Source organism: Stenotrophomonas sp. STEN056, from assembly GCF_056759635.1.
This window is the reverse complement of sequence record NZ_JBRRDL010000019.1, coordinates 35,577-58,642: the sequence shown is the minus strand read 5'-3', so window position 1 is coordinate 58,642 and position 23,066 is coordinate 35,577. Positions and strand designations below refer to the sequence as shown.

26 protein-coding genes are annotated in these 23,066 nt (G+C 65.0%); 16 read left to right on the top strand and 10 right to left on the bottom strand.

From position 1 onward, the window contains the following. Positions 1-18 precede the first annotated feature (18 nt). From ACVOLO_RS11545 to ACVOLO_RS11525, 5 genes are all read right to left on the bottom strand, one after another. Entirely contained in the window at positions 19-525 is a 507-nt protein-coding gene (locus ACVOLO_RS11545; RefSeq protein ID WP_481570436.1) for a Na+/H+ antiporter subunit E, read from the bottom strand. Then, entirely contained in the window at positions 522-2,069 is a 1,548-nt protein-coding gene (locus ACVOLO_RS11540) for a monovalent cation/H+ antiporter subunit D (RefSeq protein WP_481570435.1), read from the bottom strand. Before ACVOLO_RS11540 ends, ACVOLO_RS11545 begins: the two co-directional genes overlap by 4 nt. Then, a complete protein-coding gene (locus ACVOLO_RS11535; RefSeq protein WP_481570434.1) occupies positions 2,066-2,455 on the bottom strand; it encodes a Na+/H+ antiporter subunit C in 390 nt (129 codons plus the stop codon). Before ACVOLO_RS11535 ends, ACVOLO_RS11540 begins: the two co-directional genes overlap by 4 nt. Beyond that, complete coding sequence (locus tag ACVOLO_RS11530; RefSeq protein WP_481570433.1) at positions 2,455-5,283, bottom strand: monovalent cation/H+ antiporter subunit A; 2,829 nt, start codon at positions 5,281-5,283, stop codon at positions 2,455-2,457. Before ACVOLO_RS11530 ends, ACVOLO_RS11535 begins: the two co-directional genes overlap by 1 nt. Positions 5,284-5,372: 89 nt before the next feature. Beyond that, positions 5,373-6,305, bottom strand: coding sequence for a universal stress protein (locus ACVOLO_RS11525; protein ID WP_481570431.1), 933 nt, complete (start codon positions 6,303-6,305; stop codon positions 5,373-5,375). Between the two features lie 71 nt (positions 6,306-6,376). Between ACVOLO_RS11525 and ACVOLO_RS11520 the strand changes: the two genes are divergently transcribed. Then, complete coding sequence (locus ACVOLO_RS11520) at positions 6,377-7,294, top strand: NAD-dependent epimerase/dehydratase family protein (RefSeq protein WP_481570430.1); 918 nt, start codon at positions 6,377-6,379, stop codon at positions 7,292-7,294. Positions 7,295-7,343: 49 nt separating this feature from the next. On the opposite strand, the gene ACVOLO_RS11515 is transcribed toward ACVOLO_RS11520, so the two are convergent. Further along, complete coding sequence (locus tag ACVOLO_RS11515; protein ID WP_481570429.1) at positions 7,344-7,823, bottom strand: Mpo1 family 2-hydroxy fatty acid dioxygenase; 480 nt, start codon at positions 7,821-7,823, stop codon at positions 7,344-7,346. Positions 7,824-7,920: 97 nt separating this feature from the next. Then, the gene (locus ACVOLO_RS11510; RefSeq protein WP_481570428.1) at positions 7,921-8,847 is read right to left on the bottom strand and encodes a phosphoribosylaminoimidazolesuccinocarboxamide synthase; all 927 of its coding nucleotides are present in this window, start codon (positions 8,845-8,847) and stop codon (positions 7,921-7,923) included. 162 nt (positions 8,848-9,009) lie between these two features. On the opposite strand from ACVOLO_RS11510, the gene ACVOLO_RS11505 reads away from it, so the two are divergent. From ACVOLO_RS11505 to ACVOLO_RS11455, 11 genes are all read left to right on the top strand, one after another. Continuing rightward, positions 9,010-9,339, top strand: a complete 330-nt coding sequence (locus ACVOLO_RS11505; protein WP_481570427.1) for a J domain-containing protein — start codon at positions 9,010-9,012, stop codon at positions 9,337-9,339. A gap of 10 nt (positions 9,340-9,349) precedes the next feature. Continuing rightward, positions 9,350-10,024: a ribulose-phosphate 3-epimerase gene (rpe, locus tag ACVOLO_RS11500; protein WP_481570426.1), complete on the top strand. Its 675-nt coding sequence runs from the start codon at positions 9,350-9,352 to the stop codon at positions 10,022-10,024. Positions 10,025-10,027: 3 nt separating this feature from the next. Then, on the top strand, positions 10,028-10,519 hold the full coding sequence (locus tag ACVOLO_RS11495) for an N-acetyltransferase family protein (RefSeq protein WP_481570424.1): 492 nt from the start codon (positions 10,028-10,030) through the stop codon (positions 10,517-10,519). Positions 10,520-10,773: 254 nt separating this feature from the next. Continuing rightward, complete coding sequence (gene yegS / locus ACVOLO_RS11490; protein WP_481570423.1) at positions 10,774-11,703, top strand: lipid kinase YegS; 930 nt, start codon at positions 10,774-10,776, stop codon at positions 11,701-11,703. 185 nt (positions 11,704-11,888) lie between these two features. Further along, positions 11,889-13,379, top strand: a complete 1,491-nt coding sequence (trpE, locus tag ACVOLO_RS11485; RefSeq protein ID WP_481570422.1) for an anthranilate synthase component I — start codon at positions 11,889-11,891, stop codon at positions 13,377-13,379. 131 nt (positions 13,380-13,510) lie between these two features. Continuing rightward, positions 13,511-14,095, top strand: a complete 585-nt coding sequence (locus tag ACVOLO_RS11480; protein ID WP_481570421.1) for an anthranilate synthase component II — start codon at positions 13,511-13,513, stop codon at positions 14,093-14,095. Further along, complete coding sequence (locus ACVOLO_RS11475; protein WP_481570420.1) at positions 14,089-14,739, top strand: LysE family translocator; 651 nt, start codon at positions 14,089-14,091, stop codon at positions 14,737-14,739. The genes ACVOLO_RS11480 and ACVOLO_RS11475 overlap by 7 nt, the downstream gene beginning before the upstream one ends. Further along, a complete protein-coding gene (locus ACVOLO_RS11470; RefSeq protein ID WP_481570419.1) occupies positions 14,736-15,248 on the top strand; it encodes a DUF1543 domain-containing protein in 513 nt (170 codons plus the stop codon). The genes ACVOLO_RS11475 and ACVOLO_RS11470 overlap by 4 nt, the downstream gene beginning before the upstream one ends. A gap of 15 nt (positions 15,249-15,263) precedes the next feature. Beyond that, positions 15,264-16,304, top strand: a complete 1,041-nt coding sequence (gene trpD, locus ACVOLO_RS11465; protein WP_481570418.1) for an anthranilate phosphoribosyltransferase — start codon at positions 15,264-15,266, stop codon at positions 16,302-16,304. Between the two features lie 51 nt (positions 16,305-16,355). Next, complete coding sequence (trpC, locus tag ACVOLO_RS11460; protein ID WP_481570417.1) at positions 16,356-17,150, top strand: indole-3-glycerol phosphate synthase TrpC; 795 nt, start codon at positions 16,356-16,358, stop codon at positions 17,148-17,150. Next, entirely contained in the window at positions 17,147-17,869 is a 723-nt protein-coding gene (locus tag ACVOLO_RS11455) for a haloacid dehalogenase-like hydrolase (protein ID WP_481570416.1), read from the top strand. The genes trpC and ACVOLO_RS11455 overlap by 4 nt, the downstream gene beginning before the upstream one ends. A gap of 243 nt (positions 17,870-18,112) precedes the next feature. Here the strand turns inward: ACVOLO_RS11455 and ACVOLO_RS11450 are convergent, their stop codons facing one another. Together ACVOLO_RS11450 and crp are read right to left on the bottom strand one after the other, a co-directional pair. Beyond that, the gene (locus ACVOLO_RS11450) at positions 18,113-18,874 is read right to left on the bottom strand and encodes a sulfite exporter TauE/SafE family protein (protein WP_481570415.1); all 762 of its coding nucleotides are present in this window, start codon (positions 18,872-18,874) and stop codon (positions 18,113-18,115) included. A gap of 269 nt (positions 18,875-19,143) precedes the next feature. After that, positions 19,144-19,833, bottom strand: coding sequence for a cAMP-activated global transcriptional regulator CRP (gene crp, locus ACVOLO_RS11445; protein ID WP_481570413.1), 690 nt, complete (start codon positions 19,831-19,833; stop codon positions 19,144-19,146). Between the two features lie 152 nt (positions 19,834-19,985). Here crp and speD point away from each other — a divergent pair, with 152 nt between their 5' ends. Together speD and sugE are read left to right on the top strand one after the other, a co-directional pair. Then, a complete protein-coding gene (gene speD / locus ACVOLO_RS11440) occupies positions 19,986-20,780 on the top strand; it encodes an adenosylmethionine decarboxylase (RefSeq protein ID WP_057506052.1) in 795 nt (264 codons plus the stop codon). Between the two features lie 141 nt (positions 20,781-20,921). Next, positions 20,922-21,236, top strand: a complete 315-nt coding sequence (sugE, locus tag ACVOLO_RS11435) for a quaternary ammonium compound efflux SMR transporter SugE (protein ID WP_481570410.1) — start codon at positions 20,922-20,924, stop codon at positions 21,234-21,236. A gap of 121 nt (positions 21,237-21,357) precedes the next feature. Here sugE and coq7 read toward each other — a convergent pair whose 3' ends face one another. Beyond that, positions 21,358-22,002, bottom strand: a complete 645-nt coding sequence (gene coq7, locus ACVOLO_RS11430; RefSeq protein ID WP_481570408.1) for a 2-polyprenyl-3-methyl-6-methoxy-1,4-benzoquinone monooxygenase — start codon at positions 22,000-22,002, stop codon at positions 21,358-21,360. Positions 22,003-22,205: 203 nt separating this feature from the next. Between coq7 and rplM the strand changes: the two genes are divergently transcribed. Both rplM and rpsI read left to right on the top strand, forming a co-directional pair. After that, positions 22,206-22,634 carry a 50S ribosomal protein L13 gene (gene rplM / locus ACVOLO_RS11425; RefSeq protein WP_481570406.1) on the top strand — a complete coding sequence of 143 codons (429 nt, stop codon included), beginning with the start codon at positions 22,206-22,208 and terminating at the stop codon, positions 22,632-22,634. Positions 22,635-22,636: 2 nt separating this feature from the next. Further along, complete coding sequence (gene rpsI, locus ACVOLO_RS11420) at positions 22,637-23,029, top strand: 30S ribosomal protein S9 (protein ID WP_481570405.1); 393 nt, start codon at positions 22,637-22,639, stop codon at positions 23,027-23,029. Positions 23,030-23,066: the final 37 nt, after the last annotated feature.

The window sequence follows — 23,066 nt, the reverse complement described above, 5'->3', positions numbered from 1 at the left end:
CAAAAATCGCGTATCCGTTCACGGGAAGATCTCCATCAGCGGCGCTTCGTAACGCGCCTTGATTTCGGCAATCAGGTTGTCGGCATTCTCAAGATGCAGCACATGCACCAGCAGGTGGCGGCGGTCCTCGGACAGCGCGGCCGACACCGTGCCCGGGGTCAGGGTGATGAAGCTGGTCAGCGCGGCGATGCCGTGGATGTTGTCGATGTCCAGCGGCACCCAGATGAAACCGGGCTTGAGGCGCCGCTCCGGGCCGAGTACCTGCATGGCCACGCGGATGTTGGACACCAGGATGTCCCACAGCACCACGAACAGCAGTTTCGGAACCGGCCGCAAGGAGCCCAGGCGCGCGAATTCGCGGTCCAGGCGGGTGGCGAACAACGGAATCACCAGGCCCAGCAGCAAGCCCAGCACGAACTGGCCCAGGTCGAAGCTGGAGGACATCACCATCCAGAACGCGACCACGGTGATCGACAGCGCCGGCGACGGGAACAACCTGCGCAGCAATGGACGGCGCGTGCTCATGGCTGCCTCACCTGCGGCGCGGTGCCGCGTATGTCATTGACGTACTGCGACGGTGTCAGCAGCTGCGCGGCGATGGCGTCGGTCTGTCGCATCAGCGGTGCGGCGAATACCGTCATCGCCACCACATAGGCCAGCAACAGGCTGGCCGCGGCAGTTTCAAACGGGCGCGCGGGTGCTTCGGCGGTGGTTTCCGGCTCCGGTGGCGCATCCTCGTCGCCGGGCACGTGCCAGAACAGGCGGATGCCGGTGCGGGTCAGGCCCATGATCACCAGCAGGCTGCTGCCCAGCACCGCGGCCCAGACCACGCCGGTATGCGCATCGGGTACCGCCGACAACAGCGCCACCTTGGCCAGGAAACCGGCCAGTGGCGGCAACCCGGCCACGGCCACGGCCGACACCAGGAACAGCAGGCCCGGCACGGTCTTGCCCGGCAGCACGGTCAGCTCGCCTTCGCGGCGCTCCCCGGCGCGGATGCGGCGGCGGCGGATCAGGTCGGCAACCAGGAACATTGCCGCGGCGGTAAAGGTGCTGTGCGGCAGGTAGAACAAGCCGGCAGAAATGGTGCCGGCGTTGCCCAGTGCGAAGGCGATGAACAGTGTCGCTGCCGAGACCACCACCAGGTAGGCCACCAGCACGCTCATGCGCGTGGCGGCCAAGGCGCCCAGTGCCGCGACGACCAGCGTGGCGACGCCGGCCCACAGCAGCCAGTCGCTGCCGTAACCGGCCATCGCGCCGGCACCGTCGCCGAACCACAGCGTGCTCACCCGCAGCACGGCGTACAGGCCAACCTTGGTCATGATCACGAACAGCGCCGCCACGGCAGCCGGTGCACGTGCATAGGATTCGGGCAGCCACAGGTACAGTGGCAGCAGCGCGGCCTTGGAGCAGAACACCAGCAACAACAGGCCCAGCGCGGCCTTGGCCAGCTTCAGGTGCGACGGCGGCAGCTCGGCGATGCGCTGGCTGATCTCGGCCATGTTCAACGAGCCGAGCGTGCCGTACAGCATGCCCAGCGCGATCAGGAACAGCGTCGAGGCGGCGATGTTGAACACCACGTAATGCAGGCCGATGCGCATGCGCAGGCCGCGGCCGCCAGACAACAGCAGGCCGTAGGACGCGATCAGCAGCACTTCAAAGAACACGAACAGGTTGAAGATGTCGCCGGTCAGGAACGCGCCGTTGAGGCCGACCAACTGGAACTGGAACAGCGCATGGAAATGCGGCGCGCGGCGGTCCCAGCCGGTACAGGCGTACAACAGGCAGGCGATGGCCAGCAGCGTCGTGGTGCCAAGCATCCAGCCGGCCAGGCGGTCGGCCACCAGCGCAATGCCCAGGCGCGCCGGCCAGTCGCCGAGCAGGTAGGCGGAAATCTGGCCATCACTGGTCTGCGCGAACAACAGCGCCACCGCCACCGACAGCGCGGCCATGCTCAACCACGCCACGCTGCGCTGCACCTTGGGCCCGTAGCGGCGGTGTTCGATGAACAGTGACAGCGAGGCGCCGAGCAGCGGAATGAGGATCGGCAGGATCACCAGGTGATTCATGCGCCAGCTCCCGGCGTTGCTTGGGCATCCGGCGCCGGGGTTGCCGGCTCGGGCTCATGCGCATCGACATGGTCGCTGTGGTTGTCGCTGCGGCTGCGCATGGCCAGCACGATGCTTACTGCGGTCATCGCAAAGGCGATGACGATGGCGGTCAACACCAGCGCCTGCGGCAGGGGGTCGGTGTAGTGCGCCAGGCTGGCGGCCACGCCGTCCTTGAGCACCGGCGCCTTGCCGATGACCGGGCGCCCGGCGCTGAAGATCAGCAGGTTGGTGGCGTAGGACAGGAACGTCATGCCGAGGATCACATCGAAGCTGCGCGCGCGCAGAACCAGATAGATGCCGATGCCTGCCAGTACGCCGATGGCGCTTGCCAGTGCCAGTTCCATCAGTGCATCTCCCCGGTGCGTGCCGAACGGCGGTGGATATCGATTTCGCCGTGGCGGGCGTTGCGGGTGCGCGAGGGCTTGATCGTGCCCATCATCGACAGGATCAGCATCACCCCGCCAAACACCACCAGGTACACGCCGGTATCAAAGCCAATGGCGCTGGCCAGCGGCACGGTGCCGATCAACGGCAGGTGCAGGTCGAGGTGGCCGCTGGTCAGGAACGGCACGCCGAAGATCAGCGACGCTGCACCGCTGAGCAGGGCGATCAACAGGCCCAGGCCGATGCAGCGGATGTAGTCGAAACCGAAGCGTGACTCGACCGACGCGGTGCCCTGGATCACGTACTGGATCAGCAGCGGCACCGCCAGCACCAAGCCGGCGACAAAGCCGCCGCCGGGCGCGTTGTGGCCGCGCAGGAACAGGAAGATGGAGACGGTCAGCGTCAGCGGGAACATGATCTGCGCCAGGTCAGCCGGCACCGGCAGCTTGATCGGCGGGCCGGGCATGATCTGCTCCGGCGCCATCCGCGAGCGGCGCAGCAGCGCGTGCACCACCAGCGCGGCGATGCCGAACACGGTGATCTCACCAAACGTATCGAAGCCACGGAAATCGACCAGGATCACGTTCACCACGTTGTGCCCGTACGCTTCGGGCAGCGAGCGCACCAGCAACTCACCGGCCATGGTATTGGGCGGCAGGGTCATCAACGAGTAGGCCAATGCGGCCAGGCCGCCACCGGCAACGATGGCGATCAGCGCATCGCGGCGCTTGCGCCAGCGCGAATGCTCCGGCGGCGACTGCGCGGGCAGGTAGTTCATGGCCAGCAGCATCAATGCCAGCGTCACCATCTCCACCATCAACTGGGTCAGGGCCAGATCCGGCGCCGACAGGAACACGAACGTCAGCGCCACCATCAGCCCGGTGCCGCCCATCACGATCACCGCCAGCAGGCGTTGCCGGAACAGGAACAGCCCGGCAAACGCGCAGGCCAGCATCACCAGCCACAGGGTCCAGCCCAGCAGCGGAATCGGCTGCGGCGCCGGCCACGCCGGCATGGCCGGGTTGGCGATGAACGGCGCGGCGGCCACGATCACCGCCACCAGCACCAGTGCCATCAGCATGCGCTGCATGCTGCCGTTGGCCACGGCATTGGTGAGGCGGTGGGCAACGCCGAACAGCAGATCCAGGCAGCGGTGGAACAGGTGCTTGCCCACTGGCCGGTTACGCACGGCATACAAGTCCATGAAGCGGCGCAGGCCGAAATACAGCACGATGCCGCCGATCACGCCAACGGCGCTCATCGCCAGCGGCAGGTTGAACCCGTGCCACACCGCCAGGCTGTAGGCAGGCATTGCTGCCCCCAGGATGGAGCTGGCCGCGGCATGCAGCACCGGGGCGATGGTCAGCGCCGGGGCGATGCCGACCGCCAGGCAGATCACCACCAGCACTTCCACCGGCACCTTCATCCAGCGCGGCGGCTCATGCGGCACCACGTCCAGGTCCACCGGGCCCTTGCCGAAGAATGTGTCGTGGACGAAGCGCAGGCTGTAGGCCACGCCGAGGATGCCGGCCAGTAGTGCGGCAACGCTGATCGCCGAGCGCATCCAATCCGGGCCGCCGGTGGCCAGTGCTTCGGCGAACAGCATTTCCTTGGACAGGAAGCCATTGAGCAGCGGAATGCCGGCCATCGCCAGCGAGGCGACGATGGCCAGCGTGCTGGTGATCGGCATCAGCCGGCGCAGGCCGCCAAGCCGGCGCATGTCACGGGTGCCGGTCTCGTGGTCGATGATGCCGGCGGCCATGAACAACGAGGCCTTGAAGGTGGCGTGGTTGAGGATATGGAACACGCCGGCCACCACCGCCATCGGCGTGGACAGGCCAAACAGCAGCGTGATCAAGCCCAGGTGCGAGATGGTCGAATACGCCAGCAAACCCTTGAGGTCGTGCTGGAAGATCGCATTCCAGGCGCCGATCAACAGCGTGATCGCACCAATGCCGCTGACCACGTAGAAGAACAGCTCGGTGCCGGCCAGTGCCGGGTGCAGGCGTGCCAGCAGGAACACGCCGGCCTTCACCATCGTGGCCGAGTGCAGGTAGGCCGACACCGGCGTCGGCGCGGCCATCGCATGCGGCAACCAGAAGTGGAACGGGAACTGCGCGCTCTTGGTGAAGATGCCGGCCAGCACCAGCAGCAGCGCCCACGGATACAGCGCACTGGCGCGGATCAGATCACCCGAGGCCAGCACCACATCCAGGTCGAAGCTGCCGACGATGCGGCCGATCAACAACACGCCGGCCAGCAGTGCCAAGCCGCCGCCGCCAGTGACGATCAAGGCCATGCGCGCGCCTTCGCGTGCGTCCTTGCGGTGCGACCAGAAGCCGATCAACAGGAACGAGCTGATGCTGGTCAGTTCCCAGAACACCATCAGCAGCAACAGGTTGCCGGACAACACCATGCCCAGCATGGCGCCCATGAACAGCAGCAGGTAGCTGTAGAAGCGGCGCGCGCTGTCACGTGGCGAGAGGTAGTAGTGTGCGTACAGCACCACCAGCGCACCGATGCCCAGCACCAGCCCGGCGAACATCCAGGCCAGCCCATCCAGGCGCAGGCTGAAGTCCAGGCCGATCTGCGGCAGCCATTGCCAGCTGCTGCGGACCACCTCGCCGTCCAGGATGGCCGGCGTCAGGCTGCCCAGGATGGCCACCCCCAGCACTGGCGCGGCACCGGCCAGCCATGCAGCACCGGCCCGGGACAGGCGGCCATTCAGAGCGATGACCGCTGCCAACAGGAACGGCAACGCGAGGAGCAGCAACAGGACTGGCGTCATGCGGGAGCGCAGTGTGAGACGAGCGGGTCTCGGAGTCTAACAGGCGCTTTTTTACGCCCGCGCGCTTTTTATGAACGGGCCGTTTGGGTTCAGGGCGGGGAGCCAACCACCTCAGTGGCTGCCGCCGAGGAACGCGCATCGCGTATCAACAGCGTGTCGGTTTCCAATGCTTCAACCAGCTGGCGCGCGACGCTGCCGATGAGCAGGTGGAACAGCGCGCTGCGTCCATGGGTGGCCACCACGACCAGCTCCGTACCGGCTGCCTGCGCATGTTCGCTGACGACACGGGCCGGGTCGCCGGGTTCGATCACCTTGTGCACATGAGCCTGGCCGAGCAGGGGCCGCAGGCCTGCCAGCCGCGCCTGGGCCTGCTCGCGCGCCTCGCTGCGTGCGTGCTCCTGCATGCTTTCGCGGTCGCCGGAAAACAGCAGGCTGCCGGGAGACTCCAGTGCATGCACCAGCGACAGCTGCAGCGGCACACCGAACAATGCCAGCGCCTGGCGCGTGGCACCGTCGGTGCTGTCGGAAAAGTCACAGGCCACCGCCAGGTTGCGATACGGCCCGCGCACGCGCTCATGCACGATCAGCACCGGCAGCAGCGAATGCCGGGTCAGCCACAACACGGTGGAGCCGAGCAGGGGCAGCTCGAACAGCGGGTCGCTGGAGATCCCGGTGATGATCAAGCCGCAGTCTTCTTCCGTGGCCAGCTGCAGCACGGCCTTGCCGACATGGCCATGGCCAATGCGCACATCCACCACCATATCTTGCGCGTGATCATCCAGCAGCCGCTGCAGGCGCCGTTCGGCCAGTTGCCGGGCGCGCAGCTCATCCAGCGGCGAGGCCAATGGCAGCAGGCTGGAGGAAACCCCGCCGCCGGTGGCATCGGGAAGTACCGTGGCCACCACCAGCCGCGCATTCCATTGCCGTGCCAACTGCACCGCACGGGCCAGGGCACGGTCGCAACGCGCACTCAGGTCGGTGGCGAGCAGGAGGGAGGTAGGCGGGGCGATGGGAAGAGTCATGGCGTCCTCGATGTGGATTCGAGGAGTCTACCCACAGCGCAGCCTGTGCTTCATCCCCTATCCTGTACGGTATGGATGAGTGTGTACGAAATCAGCAGGGGCCTTTGCGGGCATTGGTGTTCGGCGGAAGTGGCCAGATTGGCGAGCGCCTGCTGGCCAATCTGCATCAGGCAGGCTGGCAGGTCACCGCGGTATCCCGTGAAGCCCGTTCGTCGCGCCCAGGGCTGGAGTGGATAAGAGGCGACCTTTCCGGGCAGTGGCAGGGCGCATCGGACTTTGATGTGGTTTTCAGCATGGGGCCGCTGGATCATTTCGCACGCTGGTACAGCGCTTCGGCTATCAGTGCACCGCGTGTGGTGGCCTTTGGTTCGACCAGCGTGGACGTGAAGCAGGACTCCATCGAGCCGGCCGAGCGCGACGTGGCGCGGCGGTTGCGCGAGGCGGAGACCAGCCTGTTTGCCACAAGCCATGAGCGTGGCGTCGCTGCCACCGTGCTGCGGCCGACGCTGGTCTATGGCGCTGGCCGCGACAAGACGCTGAGCGCCATCGCAAGCATGGCCCGGCGCAGTGGCATCTTCGTGCTGCCTGCATCAGCCAACGGTCTGCGCCAGCCGGTGCATGTGCAGGACCTGGCCGATGCCGCCATGCAGGTATTGGCGTTTCCGGCAACAGCGGGCCAGGCGTACGCACTGGGGGGCGGTGAAGTACTGGGTTACAGCGAGATGGTGCGGCGGGTGCTTGCCGCGCTGCAGCCGCGGCCACGCCTGCTGCGCGTGCCCGTGCCCGTGCCGCTGTTTCGGCTGGCATTGCGTGGCGCGCATGCCGCAGGGTGGCTGCGAGGCATGAACGCTGCCGCGCTGGCACGTATGCAGGAACCGCTGGCATTCGATATCGAACCCGCACGCCGCGATTTCGGCTACGCGCCGCGTCCGTTCCTGATCGAGGCGGCAATGGTCATGGCACCGGAGTCTGCGCAGCCGGGGGAGTAATGCCTGCTCGCCTGCCATTCGGCAAGCCAGATATGGCCGATTGTGGCGGTCAGTAGCGCCAGCCAAACTGCCGGAAAAGCTTGGCCAATACCCAGATAGGGCCGATCAGCAGGTAGGTCAGGTCGGTCAGGAAACTGGGGCGACGGCCTTCGATCTTGTGGCCGATGAACTGTGCGATCCATGCCAGCACGAACACGTCGATGGCGATGTACAGCAGCATCTGGATGCCGAGCCGGTCTTCCAGCAGCCGGCAGATGCAGCCGAACACGAAGAAGATGATCAGCATGCCGACGCCGAGCGGGCGCGACAGCCGGTTGTAGTAGGCCCAGGTGCCAAACATGGCCAGCGCGGCCCAGATGCCGTGCTGGAACCACGGCAGCAGCGGCGGGATGCACCACAGCAGGGCAATCACGGACCACAGGATGGCCGGTACCGCGACGACATGGATCGCCTGGTTGGTGCTGTTGCGGTGGTCGCCGGAATAACTTGCGAAATAGCGGTCAACTGGCCGTGCGCTGCTCATGTCCATGGTCCCCTCCCGGGTTGGCTGACAGAGCATAGCGCGGCTTCCCTACGGACGCGCACGGTGGGGCCGGGCGCGTCCGTGAGGGGGTGACTGGTGGGGGTCAGTCGATGCTGATGTTGGCCAGTTTTTCGAGGGCTTCAGCGTACTTGGCGCGGGTGCGCTCGATCACTTCGGCCGGCAGCGCCGGGCCGGGAGCGGTCTTGCCCCAGTCCAGCGTTTCCAGATAGTCACGGATGAACTGCTTGTCATAGCTCGGCGGGCTGATGCCCACCTGGTACTCGTCAGCCGGCCAGTAGCGCGAGGAATCCGGCGTCAGCATCTCGTCCATGATGTACAGGCGGCCATCGGCATCGGTGCCGAATTCGAACTTGGTGTCGGCCAGCAGGATGCCGCGCTCGGCCGCGTATTCAGCGGCGAACTTGTAGATGCGCAGCGTGGCATCGCGCACTTTTTCAGCCAGATCCGCGCCCACCGTCTTGACCATCGCGTCGAAGTCGATGTTCTCGTCGTGGTCACCCACGGCGGCCTTGGTGGACGGGGTGAAGATCGCTTCCGGCAGTTTCTCAGCCTGCTGCAGGTCGTTCGGCAGCGGAATACCGCTGACCTTGCCGGTGCGCTGGTAATCCTTCCAGCCGCTGCCGATCAGGTAGCCGCGGGCAATGGCTTCCACCGGCACCGGCTTGAGCTTCTTGGTCACCACCGCGCGCTTGGCATACAGCGCCGGGTCCACACCTTCGGGCAGCACGCTGGCCACGTCGATGCCGGTCAGGTGGTTGGGCATCAGGTGCGCGGTCTTGGCGAACCAGAAATTGGACACCTGGCACAGCATTTCGCCCTTGCCGGGGATCGGGTCGGGCAGCACCACGTCGAACGCCGACAGGCGGTCGGTGGCCACGATCAGCAGGTATTCGCCCGGTGGAGTGCCGGCAGGCAGACGTTCGCGCGGGATATCGAACACATCACGCACCTTGCCGCGGTGGCGCAAGGGCAGGCCGGGAAGATCGGATTGCAACAGCGTGGTTGGCACGGGCACTCCTGGGACTTGGCTGTGAAGCCGCCGGCGTGGAGGACCCGGGCCTGGAAACCCGTTGGGCCCGCGGCTGGACGGCGGGCGGCCTAGTGTAAAGCCGGATCGGGCCGCTGTGGCATAAAATGCAGGGCCCAACCGCCCAGACCCATTCACTTGCCCATGCGCTGGTACGGAAAATTACTTGGTTTCATCGCCGGGGCCCTGCTTTTCAGGCCCAATCCGCTGTTTGGCGCGGTCATCGGCCTGATCCTGGGGCATGCCTTCGACAGTGACTGGTTCCGCCTGGGCAAGGACCTGCCGTACCGCGAGCTGGGGGTCACCCGCGACGCCACCGACGCGGAAATCGACCTGGCCTACCGCCGGCTGATGTCCCAATACCACCCCGACAAAGTGGCCGGCGCCGCGCCCGAACTGCGCGCCCAGGCCGAAAAAAAGGCCCGGCAGATCAACGCCGCCTACGACCGCATCAAAACTCTGCGCAAACGCTGAAGGCCCTGTCATGTCCAACTGCATCATCGCCCCGTCCATCCTGTCGGCCAATTTCGCCAAGCTGGGCGAGGAGGTCGACAACGTTCTCGCCGCTGGCGCCGATTGGGTCCATTTCGATGTGATGGACAACCACTACGTGCCCAACCTGACCATCGGCCCGATGGTCTGCCAGGCGCTGCGCAAGCATGGCGTGACCGCGCCGATCGACGTGCACCTGATGGTCGAGCCGGTGGACCGCATCGTCCCGGATTTCGCCGAAGCCGGTGCCAGCCTGATCAGCTTCCACCCCGAAGCCAGCCGCCACGTTCACCGCACCATCCAGTTGATCAAGTCGCATGGCTGCAAGGCCGGCCTGGTGTTGAACCCGGCCACCCCGGTGGAAGTGCTGGACTGGGTGCTTGAAGACCTGGACCTGGTGCTGCTGATGTCGGTCAACCCGGGCTTCGGCGGCCAGGCGTTCATTCCGTCCACGCTGGACAAGCTGCGCGCAGTGCGGGCGATGATCGACAAGCTGGGCAAGCCGGTGATCCTGGAAGTGGACGGCGGCGTCAAGGCCGACAACATCGGCGCGATCGCCGCCGCCGGTGCCGACGCCTTCGTCGCCGGTTCGGCCATTTTCAACGCACCGAACTACACCGACGTGATCGCCCAGATGCGCGCCAATGTGGCGGCGGTGCGTGCCTGAGCCATGGCCGCGTCCAGTATCCACATCCGTCCCGCCACCGCTGATGATGCAGCGCTGATCCTGCATTTCATCCACGAGCTCGCCATCTACGAAAAAGCCGAGTCCTCGGTGCAGACCGATGAGGCCGGCATCCGTGCCAGCCTGTTCGGTGCCGAGGCGAAGGCGCAGGCGTTGATCTGTGAGCGTGATGGTCAGGCGATTGGTTATGCGGTGTATTTCTACAACTACTCCACGTGGCTGGGCCGCAACGGCATTTACCTGGAAGACCTGTACGTCAGCCCGGAAGCGCGCGGCAGTGGCGCCGGCAAGGCACTGCTGCAGCACATCGCCAAGCTTGCGGTGGCGCAGGGATGCGGCCGTTTCGAGTGGTCGGTGCTGGACTGGAACACGCCGGCCATCGACTTCTACAAGGCCGCCGGCGCACTGCCGCAGGATGAGTGGACCGTGTATCGCCTGCAGGGCGAAGCGCTGCAGAAATTCGCCGCAGGCGCCTGAGCTGTAATGCCGAGCCATGCTCGGCAGAGGCCTTGCCGGTAAAGCCCATGCCGAGCATGGCTCGGTATGGCGGGCAAAAAAAAGCCGCAGTGTCGCCACTGCGGCCGGGGAATTCATTCGGAGGCTGATCCTGCCTCCATCCATCATCCCTGCTATGGCCTTCGATTCTCCGCAGGTTCCATGACGGCTGTGTGACATTCACCGGCAGCCCAACAGGCAGTTGCTAGGCTGCGTGTCCTCGCACGGAGAACCGCATGGGCCACACGCATTGGTATCTGATCCTCAACGGCAAATCCGCAGGCGATGACGCCGTGCGCGATGCAGTTGCCGACATTCGGGAACGCGGCCAGCCGCTGGCGGTGCGGGTGACCTGGGAGGCCGGCGATGCAGAGCGCTACGTGCGCGAAGCCATCGCCGCGGGGGCAGCGGTGATCGTGGCCGGTGGTGGCGATGGCACCTTGAGCGAAGTGGCCGAGGCGCTGGCGCATACCGGCCAGGACGCAGCAGCCCTGCCGGCACTGGCGCTGCTGCCGCTGGGTACGGCCAACGACTTTGTCACTGCTACCGGCATCCCCGAGCAGCCGTTGGCAGCACTGGAGCTGGCAGGCAACTCACGGCCACGCATGATCGATCTGCTGCAGGTGGACGGCGATGGCCGCGTGCATTGGTGTGCGAACCTGGCCAGTGGCGGCTTCGGCACCGAGGTCACGGTGGAAACCCACGATGGCCTGAAGAAGATGCTCGGCGGGCTGGCCTACGTCATCACCGGCATCTCGCGGCTGGGCAGGATCGAGCCCGTCCGTGCCCGTATTCAGGGGGAGGGTTTCGAGTGGGAGGGCGGGTTCATCGCCCTGGGGATCGGCAACGGGCGCCAGGCCGGCGGCGGCCAGGTGTTGTGCCCGGATGCCCTGCTCGACGACGGCCTGCTTGAACTGAGCATCGTTCCCGAACTGGCCGGGGAGGTGGCTTCCACCCTCGGTACCTTGTTCAGCGAAGGCAAGCATGCGGCGCTGGAACAGGTGGCGGTGCGCGCCCGGATGGCGGAGGTCTGGATCGTGGCCGAGCAGCCGATGACGCTGAACCTGGACGGTGAGCCGCTGCAGGCCCGGCACTTCCATGTGCGCTGTGTGCCGGGGCGGGTTCGCATGCATCTGCCGACGGAATGTGCCCTGCTCAGCGGCTGAATCGTTGCAGCTGCAAGCAAGTTCCGATGTTGCGAGTGCACACTGGCTTGCGATCTTGCGGTAGAGTTGCCCGGTGCCCATTCTGACGACCAAGCGTTCCCTTTCTTCCGCTCGCCGCTGGTGGCGATGGTGGCCCGTTGCCGTCGTCCGTCCCGCCACCGTCGTTTCCCGGAAGGAAAGCCGTCTTGATCACGCAAGAGCAGTTCCAGCAGCTGGCCGCTGAAGGCCACAGCGCACACCCGCATAATTTCGTCCCCGTTGTCCGCGAAGTGCTGTCCGACCTGGACACGCCGCTCTCGGTTTACCTGAAGCTCGCCGACGGCCCATATACCTACCTGTTTGAATCGGTCGAAGGCGGCGAGCGCTTCGGGCGTTATTCCATCATTGGCCTGCCGGCACGCCGCATCTACAGCTTCCGCGGCCATACGCTGGAAGTCAGCGAGCTGGGCGAAGTGGTGGAGCGCCGCGAGGTGGCCGACCCGCTGGCCGAAGTGGAAGTGCTGCGCAAGCAATACGCGGTGCCGGAGCTGGAAGGCCTGCCGGGCTTCACCGGCGGCCTGGTCGGCTGGTTCGGCTTTGAGTGCATCCAGTACATTGAGCCGCATCTGGGCGCGGGCGAAAAGCCCGACGAACTGGGCACGCCCGACATCCTGCTGATGCTGTCCGAAGAGCTGGCGGTGTTCGACAACCTCAAGGGCCGCCTGTACCTGATCGTGCATGCCGACCCGGCGCAGCCGCAGGCCTGGGCGCGCGCAAACCGTCGTCTTGATGAGCTGGCGCACCGCCTGCGTCAGGGCGGTGCCGGTTATCCGCAGTCGCAGGTGTCCGATGCCATCGACGAGCAGGATTTCAAGTCCTCGTTCACCCGCGAGGAATACCACGCAGTGGTGCGTAAGGCGCAGGAATACGTGCGCGCCGGCGACATCTTCCAGGTGGTGCCTAGCCAGCGCCTGCGCGTGCCGTTCCGTGCGCGGCCGATTGATGTGTACCGCGCGCTGCGTGCGTTGAATCCTTCGCCGTACATGTATTTCATCGATGTCGGTGGCACCCAGGTGGTTGGCTCGTCGCCGGAAATCCTGGCGCGCCTGCGCGACGGCATCGTCACCGTGCGACCGATCGCCGGCACCCGCCCGCGCGGCGCCACACCGGAGCTGGACAAGGCGCTGGAAGTCGAACTGCTGGCCGACCCGAAGGAGCGCGCCGAGCACGTGATGCTGATCGACCTTGGTCGCAACGATGTCGGCCGTGTCGCTGAACCGGGTACGGTCAAGGTGGGTGAGCAGTTCGTGATCGAGCGCTACAGCCACGTCATGCACATCGTCAGCGAAGTCACCGGCACCTTGAAGGCCGGGCTCAGTTATAGCGACGTGATGCGCGCAACCTTCCCGGCCGGCACCGTCAGCGGCGCGCCGAAGATCCGCGCGTTGGAAATCATCCGCGAGCTGGAGCCGGTCAAGCGCAACGTCTATTCCGGCGCGGTTGGCTACATCGGCTGGAACGGCGATGCCGATACCGCCATCGCCATCCGCACCGCGGTGATCCAGGACGGTTACCTGTACGTGCAGGCCGGTGGCGGCGTGGTCTACGACTCCGATCCGGATGCCGAATGGCAGGAAACCATGAACAAGGGCCGCGCGTTGTTCCGTGCGGTGGCGCAGGCGGCGAAGGGGTTGTGAGCCAGGCAGTGACGCCATTGGCTTCCAGCTGCGCTTGATCGCTGTGGTCGCCGAATCCCTTTAAACCGGCAGCATCCCCCTTCCCAAAAACGTCTACACGGTCTTCCTGATCGCCCAATGAGCCTACTCACATGCTGTTGATGATCGACAACTACGACAGCTTCACCTTCAACCTTGTGCAGTACCTGCAGATGCTGGGTGCCGAGGTGAAGGTGGTGCGCAACGACGCGTTGAGCGTTGCTGAAATCGCCGCGCTGAAGCCTTCGCACATCGTGGTATCGCCCGGCCCGAAGACGCCGAACGAAGCCGGTGTGTCGCTGGAGGTGATCCGCCAGCTTGGCCCGCATATTCCGGTGTTTGGCGTGTGCCTGGGCCACCAGAGCATCGGCCAGGTTTACGGCGGTGACGTGATCCGTGCCAGCAACATCATGCACGGCAAGACCTCGCCGATCCGCCATGAAGGCAAGGGTGTGTTTGCCGGTCTGCCGGATCGCTACGAAGCCACCCGCTACCACTCGCTGGTGGTGGACAAGAACACGTTGCCGGCTGAACTTGAAATCACCGCCTGGACCGAGAACCCGGACGGTTCGATGGAAGAAATCATGGGCCTGCGCCATCGCCAATATCCGGTGGAAGGCGTGCAGTTCCATCCCGAATCCATCCTCACCCAGCACGGCCACGCGCTGATGAAGAACTTCCTGGACCGCACATGTTGATCGAGCCGAGCCAGTTGCTGCTGTTCATGCTGGCCGGCTGGCTGTTGAACCTCACGCCGGGCCCGGACGTGCTGTACATCATCAGCCGCTCGTTGCGCGGTGGACGTCGTGCAGGATTCGCCGCGATCGCCGGCATCAGTGCCGGTTGCCTGGTGCATGTAGCGCTGGCGTCGCTGGGGCTGGGTGTGCTGCTGGCGACGTCGGCCACCTTGTTCACGGTGATCAAGTGGATCGGCGCGGTCTATCTGCTGTGGGTGGGCGTGCGCCTGCTGCGCAACACCGGCGATTCGACGTTGCAGGCCGATATTGCCGTCAGCAGCGGCAGCGCCGGTTCGTGGTGGCAGGTGTTTGCCGGAGGTTTCCTGACCAATGTGTTGAACCCGAAGGTGGTGTTGTTCTTCCTGGCTTTCCTGCCGCAGTTCATCGCGCCGTCGGTGCAGAACAAGGCGCTGGCGTTCGCGTTGCTGGGCCTGGTGTTCACCGTCAACGCGCTGCCGGTCAACGCCGCTTACGTGCTGGCGGCAGACCGCGTGCGCAGCAGCCGCTGGGCCGCGCGTGGCATGCAGTGGCTGGACAAGCTGGCCGGCGTGCTGTTCATCGGCTTCGGCCTGCGCCTGGCACTGACCGCGAGGCCGACGCCGTGAGCCTGGAAGATTTCCGTCTGTTCGTGGTGATGCTCGGCGGTCGTCATGCGCGCGCCAATACCGAGGTGCATGACGTGGTGTTCGCGGTAGGCCCCGGCATCGAGCAGACCTATGCGCAACTGCGCGAGCAATGGTTCGGTGAAGCTGCAGGCCTGCATCTGGATTCGTGGATGACCGTCGATGGCGTTGATGAGTGGCAGGTGCGCCTGTCCAATGACGCGCCTGCAGCCGGCGCGCCGACGCTGTTTTTCGTCAACCTGGGCGGCTATGTGGAAGGTCAGTTTGGCGAAGACCACCGCTACCTGCTGGTAGTCGCCGCCGATGCGGTCGAGGCAAAGCGCAAGGCGCTGGCACAGGCGCACGCACAGTGGATCAAACCGCATCGCGACGCGTTGCTGGAAGTGGACAGCTGCCTGCCGGTCGGGCCGATTGGTGGCCTGCATGTGCAGCTGATTCCCGGTGCGCACGGCGGCATCCACAGCCAAAGCGACTACATCGTAATTTCCTGATTTTCTGGAGTTGTCATGACCATCACCGCGTCCGAAGCCCTGCAACGCACCATCGAACACCGCGAAATCTTCTTCGACGAGATGGTCGACCTGATGCGACAGATCATGCGCGGCGAAATTTCGCCGACCATGACCGCCGCCATTCTCACCGGCCTGCGGGTCAAGAAAGAAACCGTGGGCGAGATTGCCGGTGCAGCTACGGTGATGCGCGAGTTCGCCTTGCCGGTGCACGTCGCCGACAAGACGCATCTGGTGGACATCGTCGGCACCGGCGGTGATGGCTCGCATACCTTCAACATTTCCACCTGCTCGATGTTCGTGGTGGCCGCGGCCGGCGCCAAGGTGGCAAAGCATGGCAACCGCAGTGTGTCGTCCAAGTCCGGCAGTGCCGATGCGGTGGAAGCGCTGGGTGCGGTGATCGAGCTGCAGCCGGAACAGGTGGCCCGCGCCATCGAACAGACCGGCATCGGTTTCATGTTTGCGCCGGTGCATCACCCGGCAATGAAGGTGGTGGCGCCGGTACGCCGCGAAATGGGCGTGCGTACCATCTTCAACATCCTTGGCCCGCTGACCAATCCGGTGGGTGCCACCAGCATCCTGATGGGCGTGTTCCACCCTGACCTGGTCGGTATCCAGGCGCGTGTGCTGCGCGAACTGGGGGCCGAGCGCGCGCTGGTGGTGTGGGGCCGCGACAACATGGACGAGATTTCGCTGGGCGCTGGCACCCTGGTCGGCGAGCTGCGCGACGGCAAGGTGCGCGAGTACGAGATTCATCCGGAAGATTTCGGCATCGCCATGTCGGCCAGCCGCAACCTCAAGGTGGAAAATCCGGAAGAGTCCATCGCCATGCTGCGCGCGGTGCTGGACAACCAGCCGGGCCCGGCCAACGACATCGTCGCGCTCAATGCCGGCGCGGCGCTGTATGTGGCGGGCGTGGCCGACAGCATTGCCGATGGTCTGGCGCGTGCGCGTGCCGTCATCGCCGATGGCAGCGCGCGTGCGCGCATGCAGCAGTACGTCGATGCCAGCCGCGTGCTGGCCGGCAATCGCGGATAATTCCCTCCCTCTCACCGTGCGCGCAACGCCCGTCTTCCAGGAAACCGATCCATGAGCGACATCCTCAACACCATCCTTGCCCGCAAGTCGCAGGAGGTGGCCGAGCGCAGCGCCCGCGTGTCGCTGGCCGAGTTGAAGGCGCGCCTGGGCGATGCTTCGCCGGTGCGCGGTTTTGCCAATGCCTTGCAGGCGGCCATTGCCAACGGCGACCCGGCAGTGATTGCCGAGGTCAAGAAGGCCAGCCCGTCCAAGGGCGTGATCCGCCCGGACTTCCACCCGGCCGACATCGCGGTGAGCTACGAGTTCGGCGGCGCCAGCTGTCTGTCGGTGCTGACCGACGTGGATTTCTTCCAGGGTGCCGATGCGTACCTGCAACAGGCGCGCGAGGCCTGCACCTTGCCGGTGCTGCGCAAGGATTTCGTCATCGACCCGTACCAGGTGGTTGAAGCGCGTGTATTGGGTGCGGACTGCATCCTGCTGATCGTTTCGGCGCTGGACGACCGCCAGCTGGCCGAGTTGTCCGACCTGGCCATGCAACTGGGCATGGACGTGCTGGTGGAAGTGCACGATATCGACGAACTGGAACGCGCCATCCAGGTGCCGGTGCCGCTGGTGGGCATCAACAACCGCAACCTGCGCACTTTCGAGGTCTCGCTGGATGCAACGCTGTCGATGAAGGACGCCGTGCCGCGTGACCGCCTGCTGGTTACTGAAAGCGGCATCCTGGGCCCGGCCGACGTGAAGACCATGCGCGATGCCGGGGTCAACGCATTCCTGGTCGGCGAAGCCTTCATGCGCGTGGAGGAGCCGGGTGAGGGCCTGCGTCAGCTATTCTTCCCGGCATGACTGATTCCTACCCTGTGCCCAGCGACGACGCGCAACTGGTCGTCTTCGACTTCGATCACACGCTCTACGACGGCGATTCCGGCAGCCACCTGTTCGCCTGGCTGATCAAGCGCAACCCCCTGCGGCTGCTGGCGGCGGCGCTTGCCACGCCGCTGCTCGGGCCGCTGGTGGCGATGCTGCCAACCCGGCGGTTCGGCATTTCCGGCTATGTGTGGATTGCCACCTTCGGCCTGCACCAGGCGCGCGAATTCAACAAGGTGATCGACCAGTACGTGCTCAAGCACGAGCCGGAGATTCGCCAGAAGCTGCTGCCGCATGCGCTGGGAGTTTTTACCGCGCATCGCAGGGCGGGCGACCGGGTGGTCGTGGCCACCGGCGCGCCGCCGGAACTGGCCCGCGCCATCCTTGGCTTCGTTGCCCACCAGGACGTGCCGGTGATCGGCAGCGAGGTTGGCCGCCGGCTGGGCGCAATGGGCGCCACCCGCCACTGCCACAACGAAGAGAAGATGCGCATGCTGCGCGAGCGTGGTTATGGCGACATCGCCATTGCCTATTCCGACAGCACCGCCGACCTGCCGCTGCTCAAGGCTGCCAAAGCGCCGGTGGTGGTCAACCCCAAGCATTCGCGGGTGGAGTATTTCGGCAAGGTGCTGCCGGCCGGCACCCCGATCCTCAACTGGGGTTGCCCAGGCCGCGGCGGCAAGCCGCTGCCGCAGTGATCTGAACGGAGCCTGCGTCCCTTCTCCCGCGTACGGGAGACGGTGTCCGAAGAGCCTGCCTCCGCGAAGGTGGGGGAGATGAGGGGGCTTTCGACTTGCCTGAGGAATCAGCCGGCGCCGGCATCCCTTCTCCCGTTTACGGGAGAAGGTGCCCGAAGGGCGGATGAGGGGGGCTTCTGACCTGCCGGGGGAGCCTACCCCTGCGAAAACGTGGCGGGCAGGATCAAAAGCAAGAGCTTTGCCTCACGCTCCCCGCAGCTTCATCACCGCCATGCCGATCTGGAACAGGCTGATCGACAGCACCAGCACGCCGACGGCAATCAGCACCCAGCGCTCCTTCACCCGCTTGACCAGCAGCGCCGCCACTGGCGCGGCCATCATTCCGCCGACCAGCAGGCCGGCGACGATGGACAGGTGCTGCAGCCCCATCGACAGCAAAAAGGTGATCGAGATCGACAGCGTCACCACGAACTCGGCCGCGTTGACCGAGCCGATGGTGGTGCGTGCCTGCCCGCCGCGGGCCAGCAGGGTGGAGGTGGCCACCGGGCCCCAGCCGCCGCCGCCGCTGGCATCCAGCAGGCCGGCGAAGAACCCCAGCACGGGAACCCGCTTCACTTCCTGGCGCGGCGCGAACCTGCCGGCCGCACGGGCCAGGATGAAAATCGCCAGTACCAGCAGGTAAAGGTAGATGAACGGGCGGACCACATCGCCGGGCAACTGGGTGAGCACATAGGCCCCGATTGCCCCGCCGACCGCACCGGATATGGCCAGGCGCAGGAACAGCCGCCTGTCGACGTTGCCGGCGACCAGGTGCGAAACCCCGGACGCGCCGGTGGTGAACACCTCAGCGGTATGGATGCTGGCGCTGACCGCCGCTGGCGGCAGCCCCATGCTCAACAGGACCGAGGACGAAATCAGCCCGAATGCCATGCCCAGTGCGCCATCCACCAACTGCGCGCCCAGCCCGATCAGGATGAACCAGTAAAATTCATTGCCAAATTCCATGCCCCAGCCTGCGTGCCAGCGCCGTTCAGGTCAAGGAAAGCTGCATCGGCAACCAACGGCCAATGGCCTTTCCATGGCCGGATCACACCCGAATGGCATCGCGCCCCGGCGATGCGATGGGTGACAAATCCAGTCGTGATATCCGAAGGGCGGAGGGTACAGTGCGTCCGGGCGTGCGGCAGGGGGCCTGGAGTTCACCTTGCGAGCGAGGGGCCGGCAGCGATGCCCATGATCTGCCTGCAGACCATGGGCGCATGACCGGGGCGGAGTCAGCGCGTCCCGTACAGCACAACGGTCTTGCCGCGTGCATGCAATACGCCGTCCACCTGCAGCTTCTTCAGCACGCGGCCGGCCATTTCGCGCGAACAACCTACCAGACGGGCGATTTCCTGACGGGAAACGCGCAACTGGGTGCCCTGCGGGTGGCTCATCGACTCCGGCTCCTTTGCCAGGTCGTGCAGCGTGCGGATGATGCGGTCGGTCACATCTAGGAAGGCCAGGCGGCTGGCCTTGCGGCTGGTATGCAGCAGGCGCCGGGAAATCTGCGAGCCGATGGCATACAGCAGCTTGGGGGCATCCACCGACAGCGGCCCCAGGAACAGCTGGTGCAGGCGCTCATAGCTGATTTCGGCCAGCTCACACGGGGTCCGGGTGCGCAGGATGACTTCACGTTTTTCAGATTCGATGAACAGGCCCATTTCGCCGACGAACTCGCCAGAACCGAAGTAGCCCAGTACCAGTTCCCGGTCATCGTCCTCCTCGGCGATGATGCTGACCGAGCCGGAGATCACGTAATACATGGTTCCCGCAGGGTCGCCCGGGCGGAACACATCCGTCCGCGCGGGGTAGCGCCGGCGGTGGCTATGGGCCAGAAAGCGGTCGATGGTGGCTATATCCAGAGCCAGCGGACTGGTGGCGAGTCGCACGTTGGACACTGTATTGACGTTCCCTGAGCTCATGGTGACGTTCACATAAAGAATGAACTTGCTTAACGGGCAAGCTTAACGAGGCCAATCATAAGGGGCAAACCCGGTGGACGGGGGACACGTTTCGCAGGGGGACACTTTGCCCCATACTTCCCCCTTTCCCACCATCTACAGGATCGACCGCCGTGGTCAAGCCGTTGCCTCGCCTGAGGTTGCAAGGATTCAACAACCTCACCAAGGCCTTGAGCTTCAACATCTATGACGTCTGCTATGCGCGTACCGAAGAAGAGCGCCAGCGTTATATCGAGTACATCGACGAAGAGTACAACGCTGATCGTCTCACGCAGATTCTCACCGATGTGGCCGAGATCATCGGCGCCAACATCCTGAACATCGCGCGCCAGGACTACGACCCCCAGGGTGCGTCGGTCACGATCCTCATTTCCGAGGAGCCGGTGATCGACAAGAAGGCCGCGGGCAAGGAGTTGATCTCCGACGCCGTGGTCGCCCACATGGACAAGTCGCACATCACGGTGCACACCTACCCGGAGACCCATCCGCAGGAAGGTATCGCAACGTTCCGTGCCGACATCGACGTGGCCACCTGCGGCGTCATCTCGCCGCTGAAGGCGCTGAACTACCTGATCGAGAGTCTGGAATCGGACATCGTGATCATGGACTACCGCGTGCGTGGCTTCACCCGTGACGTGAAGGGCAAGAAGCACTACATCGACCACAAGATCAATTCGATCCAGAACTTCCTGGCCAAGAACATCAAGTCGCGTTACGAGATGTTCGACGTCAACGTCTACCAGGAAAACATCTTCCACACGAAGATGCACCTGAAGGACTTCGACCTGGACCAGTACCTGTTTGAAGAGAAGGCCAAGAACCTTTCCTTCAAGGAGCGCATGAAGATCGAAGCGCTGCTGCGCCGCGAGATCGAAGAACTGTTCCACGGCCGCAACCTAGCCGAGTAAGCATCAACGCGGCGGCGGGCTTGTCCGCTGCCGTGACAACAGGCGGGACGGCCCGCCCTGCAGCAATGCAGACGTTTGCCGATGGCGGCCCGGTGCATGCACCGGGCCGTCGTCTTTTTTGTTTTTGGAGGATGTACGGCAATGCCTTGGATCTACCTGCTGTTGGCAGGCCTGTTTGAAATTGGTTTCGCGCTGGGCCTGAAGTACAGCGATGGTTTCACCCGGTTGTGGCCCAGCGTGATCACGGTGGTGATGGCCGGCATCAGCCTGTGGTTGCTGACCCAGGCGCTGCGCACCATCCCCGTGGGTACAGGTTATGCGGTGTGGACCGGCATCGGTGCCGTTGGCGTGGCGATAGCCGGAGTGCTCCTGTTCGGCGACAGTGCCAGTTGGCCGCGCCTGCTGTGCATCGGCCTGATCGTGGCCGGCGTGATGGGCCTGAAGCTGGTCAGCTGAGGCAACGCCGGGCCGCGGTCGGCAAGCGGCTTCCACGGCAACGCAGCACAGTGCCGAGCCATGCACGGCAGGGCTTCATGCACAAACCCGCGCCGCATGGCTGCGCTCTACAGCTGAGGCATCAAATCCGGTAGGCGATGGTCTTCATCGCCTTGGATGCCAATGCCATCACCGATGGAATCGGGAACGGCAGCTTGCGTGCGCCGGCATGCTCGGCGTGATCGGCGTGGCGGGCCTCATCGATCTTCATGACCTTGAGGATCTCGCGGCTGCGTTGATCGGCCGGGGGCAGGGTTTCCAGGTGCTCGTCCAGGTGGGCTTCCACCTGGCGCTCGGTCTCCACCACGAAGCCAAGGTTCCAGCCATCGCCGCGTAGGCCGGCGAGGGTGCCGATGGTGTAGCTGCCGGCGTACCACAGCGGGTTGAACAGGCTGGGGCGGCTGCCCAGCTCCTGCAGTCGATCCGCGCACCAGCTCAGGTGATCGGTTTCTTCCTGTGCGGCCGCCAGCAGGTGTTCGCGGGTGGCGGGGTCGCGGGCTACGGCGGCCTGGCCAAAATACAGCCCCTGCGCGCACACCTCGCCCACATGATTGATGCGCATCAGCCCGGCGGCATGCTGGGTCTCTGCCGGGTTCAACACAACCTCGGGCGTATCGCCGGCCGGATTGGGGCGGGCCGCCGCCGGATTGCCGAACACCGTGTCCAAGGCACGCTGCGCCTCGGTAAGCAGGTGATCCAGGGGGGTATTTACGCGTGCGCGGGTCATGTCGGGTGCACAGGGTGGTGGGGTGCCCGGATTCTCGCCGCTGGCTCCCGGCCTGCCAAGGCCGCTGGTTCATGAAAGGCGGGGCAGGTTGCGCCGGCCCCGCCGGGCCAGTACAATTCCGCGCTTGTGTTTTACCTTAACAACGCGTGGCAGAGTTCCGGCAGTCCATTGCCGCAATGAGCCCGACCTACATAGAGTTCTTTATGAGCACTTTCACTGCAAAGAACGAGACCGTCCAGCGCGACTGGTACCTCGTTGACGCCGCCGGCAAAACGCTGGGCCGTCTGTCCACCGAGCTGGCTCGCCGCCTGCGTGGCAAGCACAAGCCGGTCTACACCCCGCATGTTGACACGGGTGATTACCTCGTCGTCATCAATGCCGACAAGATTGCCGTTACCGGCAACAAGCTGAAAGACAAGAAGTACCACCGCTTCACCGGCTATATCGGCAACCTGAAGACCGAGTCCCTGGAGCAGGCGCTTGAGCGTCACCCGGAGCGCGTGATCGAGATCGCCGTCAAGGGCATGCTGCCGAAGGGCCCGCTGGGCCGTCAGATGTACCGCAAGCTCAAGGTCTACGCTGGCACTGAGCATCCGCACGCCGCACAGCAGCCGCAGGTTCTGGATATCTAATCATGGCTATCACTCAAAACTACGGCACTGGCCGCCGCAAGTCCTCCACTGCCCGCGTGTTCCTGCGCAAGGGCGCCGGCAACATCACCGTCAATGGCCGTCCGCTGGACGAGTTCTTTGGCCGTGAGACTGCGCGCATGATCGTGCGTCAGCCGCTGGAGCTGACCAAGAACACCGAAACCTTCGACATCCTGGTCACCGCCACCGGCGGCGGCACCACCGGCCAGGCCGGTGCGATCCGTCTGGGTATCGCTCGTGCGTTGGTTGAGTACGACGAAACCCTGAAGTCCGAGCTGCGCAAGGCTGGCTTCATGACCCGTGACGCCCGTGAAGTCGAGCGTAAGAAGGTCGGCCTGCACAAGGCACGTCGCGCCACCCAGTTCTCCAAGCGTTAATCGCCTTGGGGTGGGGTTCTTCGGAGCCCCACTGGGA

Bases quoted from the DNA above. Each gene is read 5' to 3' on its own strand.
- ACVOLO_RS11545 (WP_481570436.1), bottom strand. From the start codon at position 525: ATGAGCACGCGCCGTCCATTGCTGCGCAGGTTGTTCCCGTCGCCGGCG.
- ACVOLO_RS11540 (WP_481570435.1), bottom strand. From the start codon at position 2,069: ATGAATCACCTGGTGATCCTGCCGATCCTCATTCCGCTGCTCGGCGCC.
- ACVOLO_RS11535 (WP_481570434.1), bottom strand. From the start codon at position 2,455: ATGGAACTGGCACTGGCAAGCGCCATCGGCGTACTGGCAGGCATCGGC.
- ACVOLO_RS11530 (WP_481570433.1), bottom strand. From the start codon at position 5,283: ATGACGCCAGTCCTGTTGCTGCTCCTCGCGTTGCCGTTCCTGTTGGCA.
- ACVOLO_RS11525 (WP_481570431.1), bottom strand. From the start codon at position 6,305: ATGACTCTTCCCATCGCCCCGCCTACCTCCCTCCTGCTCGCCACCGAC.
- ACVOLO_RS11520 (WP_481570430.1), top strand. From the start codon at position 6,377: ATGGATGAGTGTGTACGAAATCAGCAGGGGCCTTTGCGGGCATTGGTG.
- ACVOLO_RS11515 (WP_481570429.1), bottom strand. From the start codon at position 7,823: ATGGACATGAGCAGCGCACGGCCAGTTGACCGCTATTTCGCAAGTTAT.
- ACVOLO_RS11505 (WP_481570427.1), top strand. From the start codon at position 9,010: ATGCGCTGGTACGGAAAATTACTTGGTTTCATCGCCGGGGCCCTGCTT.
- rpe (WP_481570426.1), top strand. From the start codon at position 9,350: ATGTCCAACTGCATCATCGCCCCGTCCATCCTGTCGGCCAATTTCGCC.
- ACVOLO_RS11495 (WP_481570424.1), top strand. From the start codon at position 10,028: ATGGCCGCGTCCAGTATCCACATCCGTCCCGCCACCGCTGATGATGCA.
- yegS (WP_481570423.1), top strand. From the start codon at position 10,774: ATGGGCCACACGCATTGGTATCTGATCCTCAACGGCAAATCCGCAGGC.
- ACVOLO_RS11480 (WP_481570421.1), top strand. From the start codon at position 13,511: ATGCTGTTGATGATCGACAACTACGACAGCTTCACCTTCAACCTTGTG.
- ACVOLO_RS11475 (WP_481570420.1), top strand. From the start codon at position 14,089: ATGTTGATCGAGCCGAGCCAGTTGCTGCTGTTCATGCTGGCCGGCTGG.
- trpD (WP_481570418.1), top strand. From the start codon at position 15,264: ATGACCATCACCGCGTCCGAAGCCCTGCAACGCACCATCGAACACCGC.
- trpC (WP_481570417.1), top strand. From the start codon at position 16,356: ATGAGCGACATCCTCAACACCATCCTTGCCCGCAAGTCGCAGGAGGTG.
- ACVOLO_RS11455 (WP_481570416.1), top strand. From the start codon at position 17,147: ATGACTGATTCCTACCCTGTGCCCAGCGACGACGCGCAACTGGTCGTC.
- ACVOLO_RS11450 (WP_481570415.1), bottom strand. From the start codon at position 18,874: ATGGAATTTGGCAATGAATTTTACTGGTTCATCCTGATCGGGCTGGGC.
- crp (WP_481570413.1), bottom strand. From the start codon at position 19,833: ATGAGCTCAGGGAACGTCAATACAGTGTCCAACGTGCGACTCGCCACC.
- sugE (WP_481570410.1), top strand. From the start codon at position 20,922: ATGCCTTGGATCTACCTGCTGTTGGCAGGCCTGTTTGAAATTGGTTTC.
- coq7 (WP_481570408.1), bottom strand. From the start codon at position 22,002: ATGACCCGCGCACGCGTAAATACCCCCCTGGATCACCTGCTTACCGAG.
- rplM (WP_481570406.1), top strand. From the start codon at position 22,206: ATGAGCACTTTCACTGCAAAGAACGAGACCGTCCAGCGCGACTGGTAC.
- rpsI (WP_481570405.1), top strand. From the start codon at position 22,637: ATGGCTATCACTCAAAACTACGGCACTGGCCGCCGCAAGTCCTCCACT.